Consider the following 18,102-nt stretch of genomic DNA (forward strand, 5'->3'; position numbering starts at 1 on the left):
TTAAAATGTGTATTTTATTCTACTTGTAGTGATGAATATACTATTGTTAGTGCTAATTTATGCAATATAATGGGGCTGATTTGCTACAATCTTCAAATGAACCAAAACCCTGAACAACAAGCCCGTGACCAGATTGATACAATGCTCAAAGCTGCAGGCTGGGCTGTACAAAACAAAAATGGGATAAACCATAGTGCTGCAGCTGGTATTGCAGTGCGTGAATATCAAACAGATATTGGTCCTGCTGACTATGTATTGTTTGTAGATCGTAATCCTGTTGGGGTAATCGAAGCAAAACGTGAGGAAGAAGGTCATCACATTACTACCGTGGAAGAGCAATCGGGTGCCTACGCCAACAGTAAACTCAAATGGGCGAATAACAAAGAACCACTCCCTTTTGTCTACGAGAGTACGGGAATTATTACCCGTTTTACCGATCGGCGTGATCCTAAACCACGGTCGCGTGAAGTGTTTAGCTTTCACCGTCCCGAAACACTTGCTAAATGGGTAAAAGAAGAGAAGAGTTTACGTGGTAGACTCACAACATTTCCGACTCTACCACCTGATAAACTTCGTGATTGTCAGCTCAATGCTGTAACGAAGTTGGAGAGCTCTTTTGGTCAAAATCGTCCCCGTGCATTGATTCAGATGGCGACGGGAGCGGGTAAAACGTATACAGCCATCACTTCTATTTATCGTCTTTTGAAACATGCTCACGGTAAACGGATACTTTTCCTCGTCGATACGAAAAATCTCGGTGAGCAAGCGGAAAAAGAGTTTATGGCATTTGTCCCCCAAGACGATAACCGCCAGTTTACAGAGCTATACGGTGTTCAGCGGTTAAACTCGTCATATATTGCTACTGATTCACAGGTGTGCATTAGTACGATTCAGCGGATGTATTCGATCCTCCGTGGGGGCGAGTTGGATGAATCGGATGAAGATATCAGCCCTTATGAGTACACATTGACTCAACGCCCAAAGGAAGTTGTCTATAATGAAAAAATCCCGCCGGAGTTTTTTGATTTTATTGTCATCGATGAATGTCACCGCTCTATATATAATGTTTGGCAGCAGGTACTCGATTATTTCGATGCATTTTTAATCGGGCTGACAGCAACGCCGGATAAGCGGACATTCGGTTTTTTCCATGAAAATATTGTCAGTGAATACACACACGATGATGCTGTAGCCGATGGGGTTAATGTCCCATATGAAGAGTATATCATCACGACGGAAGTAACGAAACAGGGCGCGAAGCTGACAAAAGAGGCGGATGAAGAGGGTGTCGTTATTAAACAACTCGTTGAACATCGAGACAAACTGACTCGACAAAAAATGTGGCGCGAACTCGATGACGATATCCCCTATACTCAGAGTCAGTTGGATCGAAAAGTAGTCAATCCAAGTCAAATCCGTAATATCATACGTGAATTCAGAAACAAACTCCCTATTCTTTTCCCAAATCGTCAGCATGTCCCGAAAACCCTTATATTCGCCAAAAGTGACTCTCATGCTGACGATATTATCCAAATCGTCCGTGATGAATTCGGTGAGAGTAATGAGTTTTGTAAAAAGATTACCTATCAGGCAAAAGATCCTAAAGAGACATTGCAAGCTCTACGAAATGATTATAACCCCCGTATTGCCGTCACAGTCGATATGATCGCCACAGGAACCGATGTTAAACCGCTTGAGTGTCTTATATTTATGCGTGATGTCCGCTCCCGTAATTATTTCGAGCAGATGAAAGGGCGCGGAACCCGTATCTGTGATATCGATATGATGCAAAAAGCGGGTACCGATATCACCCATGACAAAACCCATTTCGTCATCGTCGATGCGGTGGGAGTGACCGAGACGATCAAGACAGATAGCCAGCCTCTGGAGCGTAAAAAATCCGAATCGATGAAAAATCTGATGATGAGCGTCCTGATGGGTGGAGCGGATGATGAGGATACCTATCGCTCTATCGCCGCGCGTCTCGTACGTCTGAATAAAGAGATGAGTACCAAAGAGCGCCAAGAATTTAAAGATATCGGCGGTCACTCGATCGAGGAGGTTGCTCATGCTTTTCTGGCAGTACATGATATGGATAAGCAGGAAGCGAGAGCACGGAACTTGTTTGATCTAAGCGAAGATGCGGAAGTCACTGTAGAACAGTGCGAGAAAGCACGTGTGGTACTGAGCAACGAAGCTGCACATACTCTAAATGGTGAGTTGGTCGAATATGCTGAGAGCGTCCGTCGCCGTCGTGAGCAGATCATCGACAGTATCAATATCGATTCGGTCGTATTCAGCGGTTGGAAAAGTGATAGCGAGGATGAAGCTAAAACCGTTATTGAGAGTTTTCGAGAGTATTGTGAATCGAACAAAGAAGAAGTGATTGCATTAAGGATATTTTTTAACGAACCGTATCGTCGCCGTGAAGTGACCTACCGTATGCTAAAAGAGCTACTGGAACGATTGAAAGAACACCGTCCGCCGTTAGCTCCGATCCGTATCTGGGAAGCGTATGAAAGACTAAATGGTGCCAGCGGAAGCCCCAAAAGTGAACTCTCTGCTATCGTAGGCCTTGTCTGCTATATTTCAGGTGTAGATGATACACTCACGCCTATGGAAAAGCACGTCGCCCAAAACTTCCAAAACTGGGTGTTTCGCAAACAAGAAGGCTCCGCTCCGAAATTCACCGATGAACAGATGAATTGGCTCCGCCGTATCCGTGACGAGATCTCCCGTTCGTACCGTTTTGATGTAGAGGATTTGGAGATGATGGAGCAGGGGGGACTTGCCAAAGCGTACAGTGCTTTTGGGGATGGACTCTATGGGATGATCGATGAGATGAATGAAGAATTGGTAGGATGATGGCGAAAAAAGAAAATAGTTTACCCAAAGGCTGGAAAAATGTACGGCTTGGAGATTTTGTTCATTCAGCTAAAGGTAAAAAGCCGAAAAATCATTCTAAAGAATTAACACAACTCTGTAAGATCCCGTATATCGATATTGATGCTTTTGATCGGAATAATATTAATAGCTACACCGATGGTATTGGATGTGTAGAGTGCAAAGATACTGACTTTCTAATGGTATGGGATGGCTCTCGATCTGGGTATGTCGGTAAAGGTATGAATGGAGCGTTAGGCAGTACGCTTGTACGTCTTGATTTTAAAGATGTATTTGACAAATATGCCTATTATTTCTTACAGTCAAAATATCAATTACTAAATACTCGTGCCAAGGGATCAGGGACTCCGCATGTTGATCCGCATTTACTATGGAATTTTGAATTATTGATTCCACCTTTGGAAATTCAACACCGCATAGTCGAAAAAATCGAAATCCTTTTCAGTGAACTCGATAACAGTATCAGGAATCTCAAAGCGGCGAAAGCTCAGTTGAAGCGCTACCGCCAAAGTGTTCTAAAATCGGCGTTTGAGGGGAAACTTACCGCTGCATGGCGTGAAGCTAATGCTGATAAACTGGAAACGGTTGGAACGCTGATGGAGCGGATCAAAGCGGAGCGCGAAACAGCGTATGCGTCAAAATCAAGAAAGCCAAAAGAAATTTTGCCGCTCACTGCTGATGAGATTGCTGGTTTACCGGAGTTGCCAAAGGGATGGAAATGGACAAGAATTGCGAATGCAGGCTTGGTACAACTGGGTCGTCAAAGGAGTCCAAAGGATCATTTTGGAGACCATATGCGTCCATATCTAAGAGTTGCAAATGTATTTGAAAATAGAATAAATATTGATGATGTTTTAGAAATGAACTTTACACCAGAAGAATTTAAGACCTATAAATTAGAATATGGTGATATCTTGCTTAATGAAGGACAAAGTTTAGAACTCATTGGTAGGCCTGCTATGTTTAAAAATGAGATGGAGAATGTTTGTTTTCAAAATACATTAGTTAGATTTAAATCTTATGTTGGAATTGAGTCAAAATATTGTTTATATCTTTTTTTACATTATTTTCATCATCAACAATTTCAGAAAATAGCTTCATGGACTACGAGTATTGCACATTTAGGGGCTGGACGATTTGCTCAACTTGGATTTCCATTGTCATCAACTGAAGAACAGCATCAAATCGTCAATGAAATCGAATCCCGCCTCAGCGAAGCCGATGTGATGGAACGAACCATCGATGAGTCTCTGATCAAAGCGGAGAAGATGCGCCAGAGTATTTTGAAAAAAGCGTTTGAGGGGAAACTCGTATTGCAAGATAAACCTGTTGTAGAGTCTACAATACAAGTGAAACAACTCTCTTCGACCGATCTCCATGCAGGGATTATTGCCCTAACGATGAAACTGCACGAGGGGACTCCTCATCAAAATAAACTTAATCATGTGAAATGTGAAAAAATAGCACATTTGTGCGAAGCATTGGTCGGTATCGAGCTAGGGCGTACTCCGGTACAGGATGCCGCCGGCCCGGATGACTATCCACATCTGAAAAAAGTAGAGCATCGTGCCAATATGGTAGGATGGTTCCATGTGTGTGAAGAGTCTATAGGTCACACTTACGAAAAAGGTAGAAATTTTAACGCTTTGGTCGAATCGGTGCGAATATCTCTGGGATTAAAGCTTGCAGAGGTCGAAAAACTGCTTCAAATTATTCTACCGATGGATTTAGTAAGGGCTGAGATTTTTGCTACAACATATGCCGCATGGAATAACCTTTTGATGGATGGAAAACAGCCCGATCATAATGAGATAGTGCAAAGTGCGAGAGAAGAATGGTCATCCCGAAAAATGAATATTGATCGTGAGCGCTTTTATAAAGCAATTGAATGGATGACTAAAGTAGGAATTGTTCCAATGGGACAAGGAAAATATGTAAAACCGATGAAAGTGAAAAAGTAAAAGGGGTGATAAATGAGCTTTGCATTTAAAAACTGGAAGACCTTTCGTACACAGATGCAGCGAGAAGGGATCACCGTCGCAAAATTTGAATTCGTGTATTATCAATGTCAATTTGGGATGATCTACAGCTTGGAACAAAATGTATTTTGGGTAGCAAAAAGAGGAACTCAGAGCGCATTTCCGATCTATTTGGATTGGTATCACGCTTCCGTTATTTTAGACAACGAACCTTATCGACAATTAGCAGTCTGCAAAGACGAAGTTTTTGATCTGACCAAGCCTTATAACCCTTTTGATTTTTTGAAAAAGCTTGATGAACATATCGGTACACATCCAACATTGCAAAGAGCTACGGCGGCTGATTTTCACTCAGTTGCCCGTAACGCTATCTCTGATGAAGATAAAATTTACTTTCAGCGCTTTATGCCTCATGCTCCGGGGACAAGACACGTTACGGGAGCAAATATCGCCAAAGTAAGAAAAATTTTGGGAAATACTATCGCGGAATTTTGTAAAGAAAATAATGTAAGTGTAGCATTTACGGATCAGCCGAGCGAAAAATCGTTTGCGATGATCGAAAATCCTAAAAAAGTGTTGGAAGAACAAGATGAAGACTAAAAGAGGATCCAACTCACCAGCCCCAAAGGGGTACCCAGACATTAAAGCTAGTAAGGTAAGTTGGATTAACAGCCAAATTATACAATACAAAGAAACATTATGCAAGCACAAATAAATTTATATAATCAACTTTGTCTGATCTTGAATATAAATTCTACTCATTCATCATATTCAGAAAATCAGAAACTCTATAAAGCGGCAAGCGTTTTGCAAAAGGATTACTTAGTATCATCGTCAATCGAGGCAGACAACGTTATAAAACATCGCATGGTACATAATAAATATGATTTAATGATCTCTATCTATAACAGAAAAATCAAAGAACACCAAGTTTTAGTGATGCTTATTCAGCTCTTTGAAGTTGCTATGAGGACACAAGCAGCAATTGTATTATCAAACAAATACAGTTCATTGAATCAAGACGATTGGTATTTTTTGCCCCCTTCCAATGCAAAACATCGTAAATTGCAAAAGAAAATAAGTGACAGGGCTTTAATGCTTAATCAAACAATCATTCCGACAACAACCAGTATTGATATGTTTAATATGTTAATGATGGGAGATATTCAAACCATTTATGAAGCTAACTGGAGCGATTTGAAAAGCTTGTTCCAAAATACAACGTACAAACATAATACCATTACTCCTTTACATACGAAAGCAATGTTTGATGCTCGTTTCGAGCGGATAAAACAGTATAGGAATAAATTATTTCACAGCAACCCCGGAAGTAGCGGTTGGCATCAGATTATATACGATATTGAAGAGATAATGGTGCAACTGCACTACAATCTAAAAGATGCAATCAATAATATCGATCCACATCAAAAGATTATTCATTTACAGCATAGTTATTAAAGGAATCTAATGAGTTCAGCGGCAATTATCAGTAAAATTTGGAATTTCGCCAGTGTATTACGTGACGATGGAGTAAGCTACGGCGATTATCTCGAACAAATCACCTATCTACTTTTTTTAAAAATGGCGGATGAATATAGCAAGCCTCCGTATAAACGCAATGTCGGTATTCCTGCAGGATATGGATGGAATGATCTCGTTGATTTACGCGGGGCAGAGCTGGAAAGTCATTATCTTATTACACTCAGAGAATTATCGATCCAAAGCGGTATGCTAGGGCAGATTTTTACTAAATCCCAAAACAAGATCCAAGACCCTGCAAAGCTTTATAAGCTTATCGATTTGATCGATAAAGAGAAATGGGTCATGATGGGGACGGATGTCAAAGGGGACATTTATGAGGGGTTGCTGGAGAAAAATGCCGAAGATACCAAAAGCGGTGCAGGGCAGTATTTTACTCCGCGTGCTCTGATTCGTACAATGGTCGAGGCAGTTCGTCCTAAACCTCTAAAATCGATCGCCGATCCCGCTTGTGGAACAGGAGGATTTTTCCTTGCGGCGTATGATTTTCTAGATGCTAAAGGACTCGACAAAGATGAGCGAGAGTTTCTGAAGCATTCGACTTTTTACGGTAATGAAATTGTTGCTAATACCCGTCGTTTAGCGCTCATGAATATGTTTCTCCATAATATCGGGGAGATCGACGGCGAATCGATGATCGCGGGGACGGATGCATTGATCGCTTCTCCTTCCAAGCGGGTTGATTATGTACTAGCGAATCCTCCATTCGGTAAGAAAAGCTCGATGACGTTTACGAATGAAGAGGGTGAACAAGAAAAAGACGAACTTACTTACAATCGTGAAGATTTTTGGACAACAACATCGAACAAACAACTAAATTTCGTACAGCACATCTATACAATGCTCAAAGCCGACGGTCAAGCAGCAATAGTATTACCGGATAACGTTCTTTTTGAAGGTGGTGCAGGGGAGACGATTCGTAAAAAGCTGCTAGAAAAGACCGACTTTCATACGATTCTGAGACTTCCAACGGGGATTTTTTACGCCAATGGAGTCAAAGCAAATGTAATCTTTTTTGATAATAAGCCGACGCGTAAAGAGCCGTGGACAAAAGAGGTATGGATTTACGATTACCGTACCAATATTCATCACACCAAAAAGAAAAATCCGATGAAATTTGAAGATTTGAGTAACTTTTTAGAGTGTTATAAATCAGGCAAACGAGAAGATCGGATTGAAACTTACAGTGCAGAAAATCCAGATGGACGATGGCGTAAATATGGCTATGAAGAGATAGTTGCTCGGGACAAGACGAGTTTAGACATCCTATGGCTTAAAGACGATGCACTTTCTGATTTGGATAATTTATCAGAACCGGATGTATTGGCGATTGATATTATCGAAAATATTGAGGCCGCATTACTCTCATTTCGAGAAGTTGTTAGTGAATTACAGTAAGTAAATTAGAGTTAAATGTAGTAAAGAAATATGCCAATACGTGCAATCAGAGACGGTAAGGATGTTTATGCAACTAGCATGAGTGATCCCGAATGGCTCGAAGTTCGAAAAACGTATAAAAAATATCCACTTACATTACCGTGTTGTGGTGCTGTAGCTATCCCAAAAGTTCGTTATGAATACGGTACCTGTTTCTTCGCTCACAAGGCAAAGGGTGGGTGTACATTATATGCGCCTGAAACGCGGCAGCATATTGAGGCTAAAAATATCATTCGCCATGCTGCAATGGAAAGTGGTTGGAGAGCAACAACAGAAGCTCGAATGGTGTGGCCTTTTGGAGGATTGGCAATAGCGGATGTGTTGTGCAAAAAAGGACATGATTTACTTTCAGACAAATATTTTGATTGTGTAGCATTTGAGATACAGCTTTCACCGCAAAATGACGTCACAACACACCAAAGAACTTTGAATTATATCAATGGTGGAGCAGAAATAGTACATTGGTTTTTTTATTCCCCACCGCGATATTTGTATCAAACTGATCAGTTGAAATTTTATAAAGTATCTGAAAAAGAAGGTAAGTTTTGGGTCAATGACAATCCAGATTTAGATCTTGCTACGGTTGTAAGTAATATTTTACGAGTAGGTCATATATCCGGTAAAACAGAAGAACAACGTCGATTGGAAGCGTTGCAAAAAGCTGAAGAAGAACGGCTCAGAATACTCCAAGAAGAGGAAGAAGAAAAACAATATCAAATCGAATTACAAGAAGCCCGCAAAAAAGCGAGAGAAGAAGCCAAGAATCGTAAAATAATTATAGAAGATATCCCCGTAGGAAAAAATGTTATTGAAAGAGGACCACACTTCTTTTGTGTGTTTTGTGATAAAAGGATGAAAATGACTCGCATTTTTGGACAAGGGCTACATTACACCTGTGAATGTGGGCAAAGTGAGCATTTAATAAAATACTGATCATTTGTCATTTTTAGGCTACATTTTTCTTCATATTCTTTCATTTTTCTCTATTTTTTACCATCTCTATTAAAAGTTTATTTCTTCGCAAAATAGGGCTTTTCAAGCCTGTTTATTTCAAAAATCATCATTTATCTCATCTCTAATTGACTCTAAACTTTCATCAACTGTCGTAAAACAATTGAGGAGAGAATATGTCAAATGAAAATAGTCAAGAGGTAGCGGACAAGCTTTACCGAAAATATCGAAAAGTCATGCTAACTCGACTTGAGACAGCGCATGAATTGGGAATTTCCATACAAACCCTTGATCGACTAAAGAAGATGGCACATGGACCTAAATATACAAAAAATGGGAAGGACAACCGCAATGGTGCAGTCCGATATTCGATAGAAGCTGTCGCTGAATATATCATTTCCCATGAAGTGATGACTGCATGAAAAAACGTGATGAAAAAATCAAACTTGGATACACAACAATTATGCATGATCCACGAATACGCTTCGAACTTTCCAATAACGATTATTGCGTTGCCGATGCTATTTATCATCTGAGCCATAATCCAGAAAGTTCTGTATATGGATGGTGCTATGCGAGCCGGGAAAAACTTGGAAAGTTTTTTGGTTTATCCCGTCAATCAGTGATAACCATCATAAAAAAGCTCCAAAACAAGGGGTTGATTGAAATCAACCAAGATACTAATCACCTTCGAACAACACAGCTTTGGTATTCGGAATTCGTTATGTTCGAACTGCGAAAACGCAGCCTGTAAAAAAACTTTACAGACTGTCAAAACTGTGCAAATCTAGTGTCAAAAAAGTTGACACAATAAATATAACTATACCGAAGAGGAAGAAGAATGGAAGTATCCAAAGAACTTTTTGATGAATTCATCCAATGGTTGAAACGAGATGGATTAACTCCAAAAAAATCAGAACGTTTATGGAGAAAAACAATCTATTCGCGTCTTTTAAATGGACATAAAAATACAAATGAAAATTGGGAGGATTTTATGGTTGATTTTCATCGTTATCAGACTCCGAAACAGGATTTTGATGAAAATTGCCTAAGTGGCATTGGGGTTAACGTTTCAGGTGCGTACAAAACGATTCGCAATGTTGTCAAAGGTGAAACGATGAGTCGTATATTTTTCGAGGATGGAACTGATATTGATGTTGATAACTCAGTTTCTATGGAGCTTTTCGATGCACATGCAAGCGATAAGAAATGTTAAAAATGACAATTGAACGGCTACTAAAAATGTCTCAAGAACAGCAAAGTAGTGAGTTGAGATATTACTCTCGTTGTCCATTAGATATCCGTATGCTGATTATAGGTAATAAGACACCTATCTTCCACAAATTACGGCAAGAAAATAGTGATGCTGATAAGGCGATACTTGAATATTGTGCATGGATATTGGCTATTACACAACATCACTCTGATGAACAGTTACTATTAAGTGGATCTATGAGCGGTATGAGTCTTGAGGAAATCCGAGAGATATCAGATAAGAGGATAGCGTTGTTTATCCAAAAAATTAAAAATACACGTGCCATTCAGCGTGAACGCATACTATCCATATGGGCAGATATACGTAATGCGAAACTCAATCATGGGATGAGCTATCGCAAACTTGTAGTATTTATAAAAAAGAAACATCGTTTTGAAGTTTCTCGGTCATTACTGAATTCTATGTGGTTAGAAATCGAAGAAGAGCAATCAAAGGAGAATGATAAATGAAAGATGAAATTATGTTAGGTACTGATTGTATAGATCGTTTGCGAGTAGATCACGCGCCACTGTCAACATTTCTAAAGATGGATTTAGTACGTGTTATTGAAGATGATGCAAAGGGTGGAAACCCTTACATTCGTCTAGTGGTCATCATCATCGATCGACAAATTATAACAACGTTCCATGCAGATGCGAATCAAATGAAATCAGAAATTAAATTATTTGATCGCGGCAATGTATTCAATCATTTTTTTAAAACAGCCAAACTCGACATAAAAAGTAAAAAATTTAAAGAGTTAGGGTTTGCTGATGAAGATACAAAAAATGAACGTGATACAAAGCTTGTTACACTAACCAATAAGTTTCCATTGAAAGAAGATATATTTATCAGTTTGGCAGATGCTGATGGAATTATTCAAAACTGGTATGACGCTTTTATAGGATATCGTAGAACAAAACTCATCGAATTTCCATCAGAACAATCGCTTGAATGTTTGGCAAAACTCCTCAAAAAATATGGCTATCTCGATGCATGACAATACGATAATTTCATACATCGAATACGGTGTACTTTTTATTATTATTGTGATTGTTTTTAACAAATTGGTAGATTCATTTTTCGCTGCAAAAATAGAAAAAACGTTGGAAAAAAAAGAACTATCACTTGTGATTGAAGAGGCGCAAAAAGTAGATAAAACTACTGAAGTTGAGTCTCCTCCGCTTCCACAATATGATGTCTATCACCCATCGATTTTTTTAAAGACAAGAACACGTAACTTTTACTTTGATCTCATTTTCAGTAAGGAGTTTTTTTTAGATGAACCATGGTTGAGTACATTGGCGGAAACATTGTCTCTTTTAGAGTTGGCGACTGATGCAAAAGTAGTCAAACAGGATGAAAAATCTATTGAGTTGATTATAGGTACTAAAGGGATAAATGAACTAAAAATTGGTCAAGTTTTTAATGCATATAGCTTGTATGATTTAACGATGACACTTGCTGAAAATTATGCAACTTATGCGTCATATAAAAAGCAAGATTTTCGTGAAATGATTCTTGCGATTCTTTTACTTTATATCGATCAGATAGATAACATTCGACATTGGGGTGATTGTGCTGAAAATACACTTGAATCGTTGGTTGAACATATGACAAAAGAGTTGCCGGATGAGAATAAAATACTCATATTACACTTGATCAATGAAATACATAATTCAGTCAATGAGATGGGAATGATTGAAGAGCTTCAATGCCAGATCAATATGATTCAAAACGATCTTGAACAGACCATCAAGGTGGTTCAATCAGATAAAAAAATTTCTACTTGGCATAAAAGTTATCCTCGAAAAAAGATGCAAAAACGTCTTTATAGCATGGATGAAATACGCCGATTTTAGAAAATCTGAAATGATTTTTCTTGTATCTACTGTCTAATCAACTGTCCATATAGTGTCTTTTTTGATGTCTTTGGATATTTGACATTTTTGGGCAAGAATACCCATGTATATGGGTCTTATGCAGCTTTTCTGGCAAAAATGGAAACTGTGGAAGACAGTTCATAGTTAGTACAAAAAAACTTCGAGAATAATGGACAATTTTCTCATTTATACTTTCCTCATTAAAACAACAACAAAACAAAAAAGTGTATTAATCGGTGGAGCTCTTAATCTACCCTATTAGGCGATTTCTCCCATCGTAACCAAAAGAGCCAAGTGGATGCTAACTTGTGAAACAGAGCAGAATGACTTAACTAAAATTGCCTATCGAGCAGAGGCTAAAACTGTTCTAATATCATCAATTTGAGGAATGAATGAGGGGTTCACCGGAATACCAAGCCAGTCTCTTAATACGCAAGCTCTTTAGAGAAGGTAGCAAGAAAATAGAGCGCACTGATCCGACACATCAACACTACCAAAAACTCAGTAGCTATAACACTGCCGATACCTATAAAAATACGCTTATCAATTTAATATATTTTGCAAAAGATAATTGGAAAATCAAAGACTGTACCAAGATCAATTCAGATGTTATCGAAGATTATTTATATGAAAAAATCGACAGTGGAATTAGTCAGCAATACCTTGAACGTTTAAGCAGTGCTATCGGAAAATTTGAGATAGCTTTGAAGCAATTTATGCGTGAAGAAATAGGTGAGAACCGGCACTATGATTTTAGTATTCGATTCGCGATTGTGAACGAAGCAAGACGCACCGGAATGGTGGTCGATAACTATCACAATAGAGCCTACAAAAACCCGCAGCAACTTATCGATTCATTATCAAATCCTCTACATAAAATTGCTGCCTTTGTAGAATACGAAGGAGGTGCCAGAATTTCTGCAACTACTTTGATTAAGCTTGACCAGTTACTTGGATATTCAGTCGATCCAATTATTGGAATTGAACGTGGTTTAATCATGACTCGTGAAAAAGGTGGGATTCGAAAAGAAGTGATGGTGTCTATAGAAACCTATGATCAACTTAAGCGACATGTTGATGTGAACGGTTTATTTAAAATAGATCGTCAACAATACATGAAAGACATAAGAGATACATGTAAAAGATTAGACATTAAACCTGAAGGTTCACATGGATTACGGTGGTCGTATGCCAAGCGTCGCATGATGGAATACTCTCGTGCCGGTTACACATATGAACAAAGTCTTCAAGCCGTGAGCTGGGAAATGAAACATAATCGCGCGAATATCACAGAACACTATCTTGGTGGATGAGCAGATAGACTTATACTTTACGATTTAATGTGTCAATCAACGTCGACTGCTTTACTTCAAATGTCCTGCACACCGCTGCTTTTGACATTCCGTTATTCAAAGCTTCTAAAATACATAGCATCCATCTTCTCTTGCGGTATTGCTCTTGGTCGTCCACAGATTCGTTCTCGCTTTTTTGCGGCAGCAAGACCAGCATTAACTCGTTCTTGTATCAATGAACGTTCAAATTGAGCCAGAGCTCCAAAAACATGAAAAAGCAGTTTGCCGGACGGACGGGCTGGATGTATCCATCCCCTCAGTTAGAGATTTAAAGTTTTACTTCCAAAAGCAGGGTAGTGGAAAGTATGTGGAAAACACTTATTTGTCGTTATGAATATAAAGAGAATCAATGACGAAACATTACGAGAGATTGCACGGTTGGCTGCAGAGAGCCCATTTGGAGTTAGAACCATTCGTCACATACTGCAAAAAGTGTTTGCATATCCGATCTATGATGCTCCAGGTAAAGAGAAAAAAAGTCACAGTATCACCATGAAACATCTCAAAGAAGTCATTGAGCTCACGTAGATTTATTACCAAAAGCTGTTGCCGCCCATCGCTCTACCATTGTACGTATCGTATCGGTAACCGGATGGTTTTTGTACCCGTTCATTTGTACGATAACACCGTTGGCAATCTCTATCCCATAGAGCAGCCGATCTTCGAAAAAAATCCCATAAATCGTCGTTTGTCTGAGATGAATCGCGTTGGCATAGGAGGTCATACAGTTGTGTAGCGTCACTGCCCACTCTTTGAGCTCAAAAGCAGATTGAGGGAGTTTGAAAATATACTCGGCTACATTACCCTGAGCTTTTTGAAAGAGCGGTTCATAGTTAAAGATTACATTGGTGCAGAGATGATCCAAATGGGTGCAGTGGATAAATTCATCATGGAGATCACGGATCGTGAGTTTGCTTTTGGTAAAGAGCTCTTTGATAAAAAAGGTCGATTCGATGTACATTCTGCATGTGTCTCTCCAGTATTCAGTTTGTGTGGAGATGTTTTTTATGTAGTGCATACACTCTTTTTCACTGTAGTGTTTACGCAAAAAGAGGAAAAAATCGAGCAAAAAATTAAAAGGGTCTCGGATGCGATCTTGCTGATGCTCTTGCTCTTTGTAGCGTTTGAGATCTTGCTCGGTTAAAAAGAGGGTATGGGAAATCCTAGCCTCTTCGAACGTTAGGGTTGTTTTAAGGTCATCTAAAATGGTGCATATATGATTGGGATCACGAAAGAGATGTATCACGATATAGGGGAGTAATGGATCGAAACTATCATCATAGTAGCGTTGGAGCTGATAGCGGCGAAATAGTGAGCGTTTGACACTCTTGGGGTGATTCCCACTGAGTTGCAGGAGGGCATTTTGCAGGTTGTTTGAAGATGATAGCAGGTTTCGGATTCTATCGTTGTCTCTATAGTTCCAAAAGAAAAACTCGGCATCAAAGATGTTGTAATAGCGCAATAAAGTCTCTACAATCACTCTTTGGCGAAACGGTGCCGCGTCGTCGAATTCTACACTCTCCCAGTTATAAAGGATAGATTTACGCTCATTCCATATATGACGTATTAACTCTCGTGAGAGTTTGTTTTGGACAAACTGGGTTGGACGGTATCGGTAGTCAAAACTGCTATTGCCCTGAATATCGATTTGGACTTCATAGATTTTTTGTTTTTCAAATACTATTTTTTCTTGGGTCAAATCAATCGTCACAGGTAGATTGAGATAGAGCTGTGCGCTGTAGCGGCCATAACCGTATTCGATAATAGGCGCGTAGGGGAGGTTGATTAACAGCTCTTTATCGAACGTTGAGATGAGGGTGTAATCATGAAACCTATCATTTCCGCAGGAAGAGCATTGATAGGTTTGCCGCTTCTCCTGATGGATGATGATTTGGGTGGTTCCACATGAGCATCTATAAGCATGGACGATAAAATTAGAGGGGTGGTTGCGAAATAAATGCCCGATGCAATCGCTAAGAGGCTTATAAACATACCAGTTCATTTCCCCTATCCCACTGGGAAGATCGTCTAATAATTTCATCCGAAAACCTTGTGTTGTACATCCGATATAAGTAAAATTGTAACCCTAGCTTAGAGCTTTGATAACAAAAATAGTTGGGTATTAAAGTGATATCTAATGATATTAGGATACTATATTAACCTATTAACGTTGTTTAAAATTAAAATAATCTCATAGGTTGCCCCATGTTTTCACTCTCACTAAAACCTCTCTCCCTAACCCTATTAGTCACGCTCTCTCTCATCGGATACCTCTATCAGCCCGATGTTTCACTCTATAGCTATGCCGCTCTCATGTTTGTCTCTTTCGGGGCGTTTTGGGTGGTGAGTCGGTTGGAGAGTGTTACCAGTATCAAACTTACCCTCTTCACGACGGCAGGGTTGGCGGTGGTGTTGGCTACTACGTCGTTCGCGGATAGCACGGGATTTTTTTACTCTGCTTCTGAGATGATATTGCTCTTGGCCGTGTTGGTGCTGGGTGTGGTGATGGGGCTATTTCGGTTATCATGGAAATGGCTCGTTTCGATAATCGTTCTGCTTCTATTTATGTTAGTTTATTATGTCATTTCGGCTGAATATCGGATGGTTCGTATCGAAACATGGTTTACCTATCTCCTCAGCGATACACTCTATTTTGATCCGATGATTATGATCTCAAAAATGGTGTTAATGGCGTTGATCGGAATGATCATAGTGCGTATCATCCATCTGTTAAGCCATGTGGAAAACATCTATGAATCTAAAATCGTGCAAGGGGGGATTGTATTTTTAGCGTTTGGGATTGTCGATCTCTTGAGCAGTACGTATGTGCTGGGTGCACAACACACCTCTATAGCGTTTTCCCTCTTTAGCGGTGGGTCGCTTCTGCCTTTTGCGTTGTTACTGGCTCTTATGAGCTCTATCGAGGCTGGACACCATCCGCTACCTGCACAATCGATGAAGAGCAAAATCCTCCTCACCTTGGTTGTAGTACTGGTAAGTCTCACACCATTATGGGTAAAAATCGCCCCTTTAAATCCTAACTTCGCCCTTCAATGTAGTGATAACATCACCTATATGAAATCGAGATACACGTTTGAAACCGCTCTGCAGCCTATCGTACAAAAACACGCCGAATTGCTCAAATCTGATGGGGTATATGTCGAGATTATCGATCCGATCAAATATGAGCGGGTAGCGTCCGCTAAGTCTGTCGGATCGAGGGCATCGTTTATGGGAGATGTGGGGGGTGCTATCGCTCCGATCATCATGGCTATCGCACTGGAAAACAACGTCACCGCAGCAAAAGATACCATCGACTGTCACAACGGAGCATTCAAAGTGGATGAGAACTATACGATCCGCGACCTCAAACCTGTAGGGGTAATACCGCTAGAGGATGTGTTGTTTTACGGTTCACAAATCGGTATCAGTCAAATTTCCCTCAAAATCCCTGAGGATGTTTTGACAAAAGGGTTGGGTAGATTCGGACTGAGCCAATTTCCAGAGCCAAGCGATAGAGCAAAACTCCTCTATTCACTCGGATACGGTATTCAAAATATGGATACCCTTCATCTACTAATGGCATACAACCAATTTCTCGATTCAAAAAGTCGTGCCATCTCGACAAAAACAGCGGATACGATCCAGAGTGTGTTGAGAAAAAAATACATGGCGAACAGCAAAATGATGGGAGAGGATATCCCCACCCTACGAATCGGCGGATATGAGGGGGTAGTACGGATGAAAAACGGCAATAACGAATACGAGACAGACAAATTTCAGACCACCTATATCGGGTTTGTGGATAACGCGAATAAGCGCTACATCATAGGGATTGCGGTCGCAAACTCACGACTCCCTAGCGAACCAAACCAAGCGGGAGAGGGTGTATTTCGTGAGGTCGTAGCGATGATGCAAAAAAACGGGTATCTCTAAAGAGACGAATAAAAAAGGGAAATAACAGTTAAAACGAGGAAAAAGATATGTCAGATTATTTAAACAAAATGAACGGTCAAAGCCAAGACCATGATATGTATCAAGAGGCAGAGCAGCAAGGTAATTTAGAAGGCTATGAGACATATCTGAAAAAATATCCTAATGGGATGTGGGCGAAGGAAGCACGACAAAATATCAGCACTCTAAAAGCTAAAAAACAAAAAGAAAATGAAGAGTATGCAAGACAACAAAAGATATATCGACAACAAAAGGATAAAGAGGACAATGAGAAGCTTGTCTTTAGAATAGTTATTGTTGGAATAGTTGTGATATTGCTATATGCCTCAGGGATATTTACTACCAAAGAAGAAGTTTCGCCGGCAGTGGAAGAAGCACCAGTAGCAGTGGAAGAAGCACCAGCAGTAGACGCTGCTGCTGTATCAGAAGATGCTCCAGCAGCTGAATCAGAAACGCCAACAAACTTACAAGAGTATTGGTATGATGTTTCTGAACATGAGTGTACCAATGGTGAGGCACAGATGACTCAAGGTGTATGTGAGCCAAATTGGTATGAAACAGGGCGTATCTGTAGCGCAGCAGGAGCTAGACTACCAAGCATCGATGAACTGAGAAATGTAGTTACAGAGTGTGGTGGAGTGATAGGTGACTATGTTAACAACAAAAAGGACCCTGCCTACCAGAAGTGTTATAAAAATAAAGGGTTTGCTGACGATTTATATTGGAGTTCGACTTCGATTTCAGGCAGTACGGACGATGTGTTGATTGTGTATTTCGGCATGGGCAAGGTGGCCAACCTCAGTAAGGGTAATAGTGCTTTACTTAGGTGTGTTAGAGCAAGACAGTAA

17 protein-coding genes and 1 pseudogene are annotated in these 18,102 nt (G+C 39.9%); 16 read left to right on the forward strand and 2 right to left on the reverse strand.

Going from position 1 to position 18,102, the window contains the following annotated elements:
- Positions 1–96: 96 nt before the first annotated feature.
- The 13 genes from PHC76_RS04420 to PHC76_RS04480 all read left to right on the forward strand — a co-directional run bounded on the left by PHC76_RS04420 (position 97) and on the right by PHC76_RS04480 (position 13,261).
- The gene (locus PHC76_RS04420) at positions 97–2,865 is read left to right on the forward strand and encodes a DEAD/DEAH box helicase family protein (protein ID WP_299971971.1); all 2,769 of its coding nucleotides are present in this window, start codon (positions 97–99) and stop codon (positions 2,863–2,865) included.
- Positions 2,865–4,865: a restriction endonuclease subunit S gene (locus PHC76_RS04425; RefSeq protein WP_299971973.1), complete on the forward strand. Its 2,001-nt coding sequence runs from the start codon at positions 2,865–2,867 to the stop codon at positions 4,863–4,865. The genes PHC76_RS04420 and PHC76_RS04425 overlap by 1 nt, the downstream gene beginning before the upstream one ends.
- A gap of 12 nt (positions 4,866–4,877) precedes the next feature.
- A complete protein-coding gene (locus PHC76_RS04430) occupies positions 4,878–5,483 on the forward strand; it encodes a DUF6037 family protein (protein ID WP_299971975.1) in 606 nt (201 codons plus the stop codon).
- Positions 5,484–5,750: 267 nt separating this feature from the next.
- Positions 5,751–6,341, forward strand: coding sequence for a hypothetical protein (locus tag PHC76_RS04435; RefSeq protein ID WP_299971976.1), 591 nt, complete (start codon positions 5,751–5,753; stop codon positions 6,339–6,341).
- A gap of 9 nt (positions 6,342–6,350) precedes the next feature.
- Entirely contained in the window at positions 6,351–7,820 is a 1,470-nt protein-coding gene (locus PHC76_RS04440; RefSeq protein ID WP_299971978.1) for a class I SAM-dependent DNA methyltransferase, read from the forward strand.
- 78 nt (positions 7,821–7,898) lie between these two features.
- Complete coding sequence (locus tag PHC76_RS04445; RefSeq protein ID WP_299971980.1) at positions 7,899–8,792, forward strand: hypothetical protein; 894 nt, start codon at positions 7,899–7,901, stop codon at positions 8,790–8,792.
- 194 nt (positions 8,793–8,986) lie between these two features.
- Positions 8,987–9,232 carry a hypothetical protein gene (locus PHC76_RS04450; RefSeq protein WP_299971982.1) on the forward strand — a complete coding sequence of 82 codons (246 nt, stop codon included), beginning with the start codon at positions 8,987–8,989 and terminating at the stop codon, positions 9,230–9,232.
- Positions 9,229–9,564, forward strand: coding sequence for a helix-turn-helix domain-containing protein (locus tag PHC76_RS04455; RefSeq protein WP_300209823.1), 336 nt, complete (start codon positions 9,229–9,231; stop codon positions 9,562–9,564). The genes PHC76_RS04450 and PHC76_RS04455 overlap by 4 nt, the downstream gene beginning before the upstream one ends.
- An 87-nt stretch (positions 9,565–9,651) precedes the next feature.
- Positions 9,652–10,026 carry a hypothetical protein gene (locus PHC76_RS04460; protein ID WP_299971985.1) on the forward strand — a complete coding sequence of 125 codons (375 nt, stop codon included), beginning with the start codon at positions 9,652–9,654 and terminating at the stop codon, positions 10,024–10,026.
- Positions 10,020–10,535 (forward strand): hypothetical protein, encoded by a 516-nt coding sequence (locus PHC76_RS04465; RefSeq protein WP_299971986.1) that lies wholly within the window; start codon positions 10,020–10,022, stop codon positions 10,533–10,535. The genes PHC76_RS04460 and PHC76_RS04465 overlap by 7 nt, the downstream gene beginning before the upstream one ends.
- The gene (locus tag PHC76_RS04470; protein ID WP_299971988.1) at positions 10,532–11,065 is read left to right on the forward strand and encodes a hypothetical protein; all 534 of its coding nucleotides are present in this window, start codon (positions 10,532–10,534) and stop codon (positions 11,063–11,065) included. Before PHC76_RS04465 ends, PHC76_RS04470 begins: the two co-directional genes overlap by 4 nt.
- Positions 11,046–11,927 carry a hypothetical protein gene (locus tag PHC76_RS04475; RefSeq protein WP_299971990.1) on the forward strand — a complete coding sequence of 294 codons (882 nt, stop codon included), beginning with the start codon at positions 11,046–11,048 and terminating at the stop codon, positions 11,925–11,927. Before PHC76_RS04470 ends, PHC76_RS04475 begins: the two co-directional genes overlap by 20 nt.
- A 413-nt stretch (positions 11,928–12,340) precedes the next feature.
- A complete protein-coding gene (locus PHC76_RS04480) occupies positions 12,341–13,261 on the forward strand; it encodes a hypothetical protein (RefSeq protein WP_299971992.1) in 921 nt (306 codons plus the stop codon).
- A gap of 10 nt (positions 13,262–13,271) precedes the next feature.
- Here PHC76_RS04480 and PHC76_RS14915 read toward each other — a convergent pair.
- Positions 13,272–13,573 (reverse strand): annotated as a pseudogene (locus PHC76_RS14915) (recombinase family protein); the annotation flags it as partial.
- Positions 13,574–13,630: 57 nt separating this feature from the next.
- Between PHC76_RS14915 and PHC76_RS04490 the strand changes: the two are divergent.
- Positions 13,631–13,828 carry a hypothetical protein gene (locus tag PHC76_RS04490; RefSeq protein WP_299971994.1) on the forward strand — a complete coding sequence of 66 codons (198 nt, stop codon included), beginning with the start codon at positions 13,631–13,633 and terminating at the stop codon, positions 13,826–13,828.
- On the opposite strand, the gene PHC76_RS04495 is transcribed toward PHC76_RS04490, so the two are convergent.
- Positions 13,821–15,341: a PcfJ domain-containing protein gene (locus tag PHC76_RS04495; protein WP_299971995.1), complete on the reverse strand. Its 1,521-nt coding sequence runs from the start codon at positions 15,339–15,341 to the stop codon at positions 13,821–13,823. The genes PHC76_RS04490 and PHC76_RS04495 overlap by 8 nt on opposite strands.
- Positions 15,342–15,505: 164 nt before the next feature.
- Here PHC76_RS04495 and PHC76_RS04500 point away from each other — a divergent pair, with 164 nt between their 5' ends.
- Entirely contained in the window at positions 15,506–17,236 is a 1,731-nt protein-coding gene (locus tag PHC76_RS04500) for a penicillin-binding transpeptidase domain-containing protein (protein WP_299971997.1), read from the forward strand.
- Positions 17,237–17,283: 47 nt separating this feature from the next.
- Positions 17,284–18,102, forward strand: coding sequence for a DUF1566 domain-containing protein (locus PHC76_RS04505; protein WP_299971999.1), 819 nt, complete (start codon positions 17,284–17,286; stop codon positions 18,100–18,102).

Source organism: Sulfuricurvum sp., assembly GCF_028710345.1.
GTDB lineage: Bacteria > Campylobacterota > Campylobacteria > Campylobacterales > Sulfurimonadaceae > Sulfuricurvum.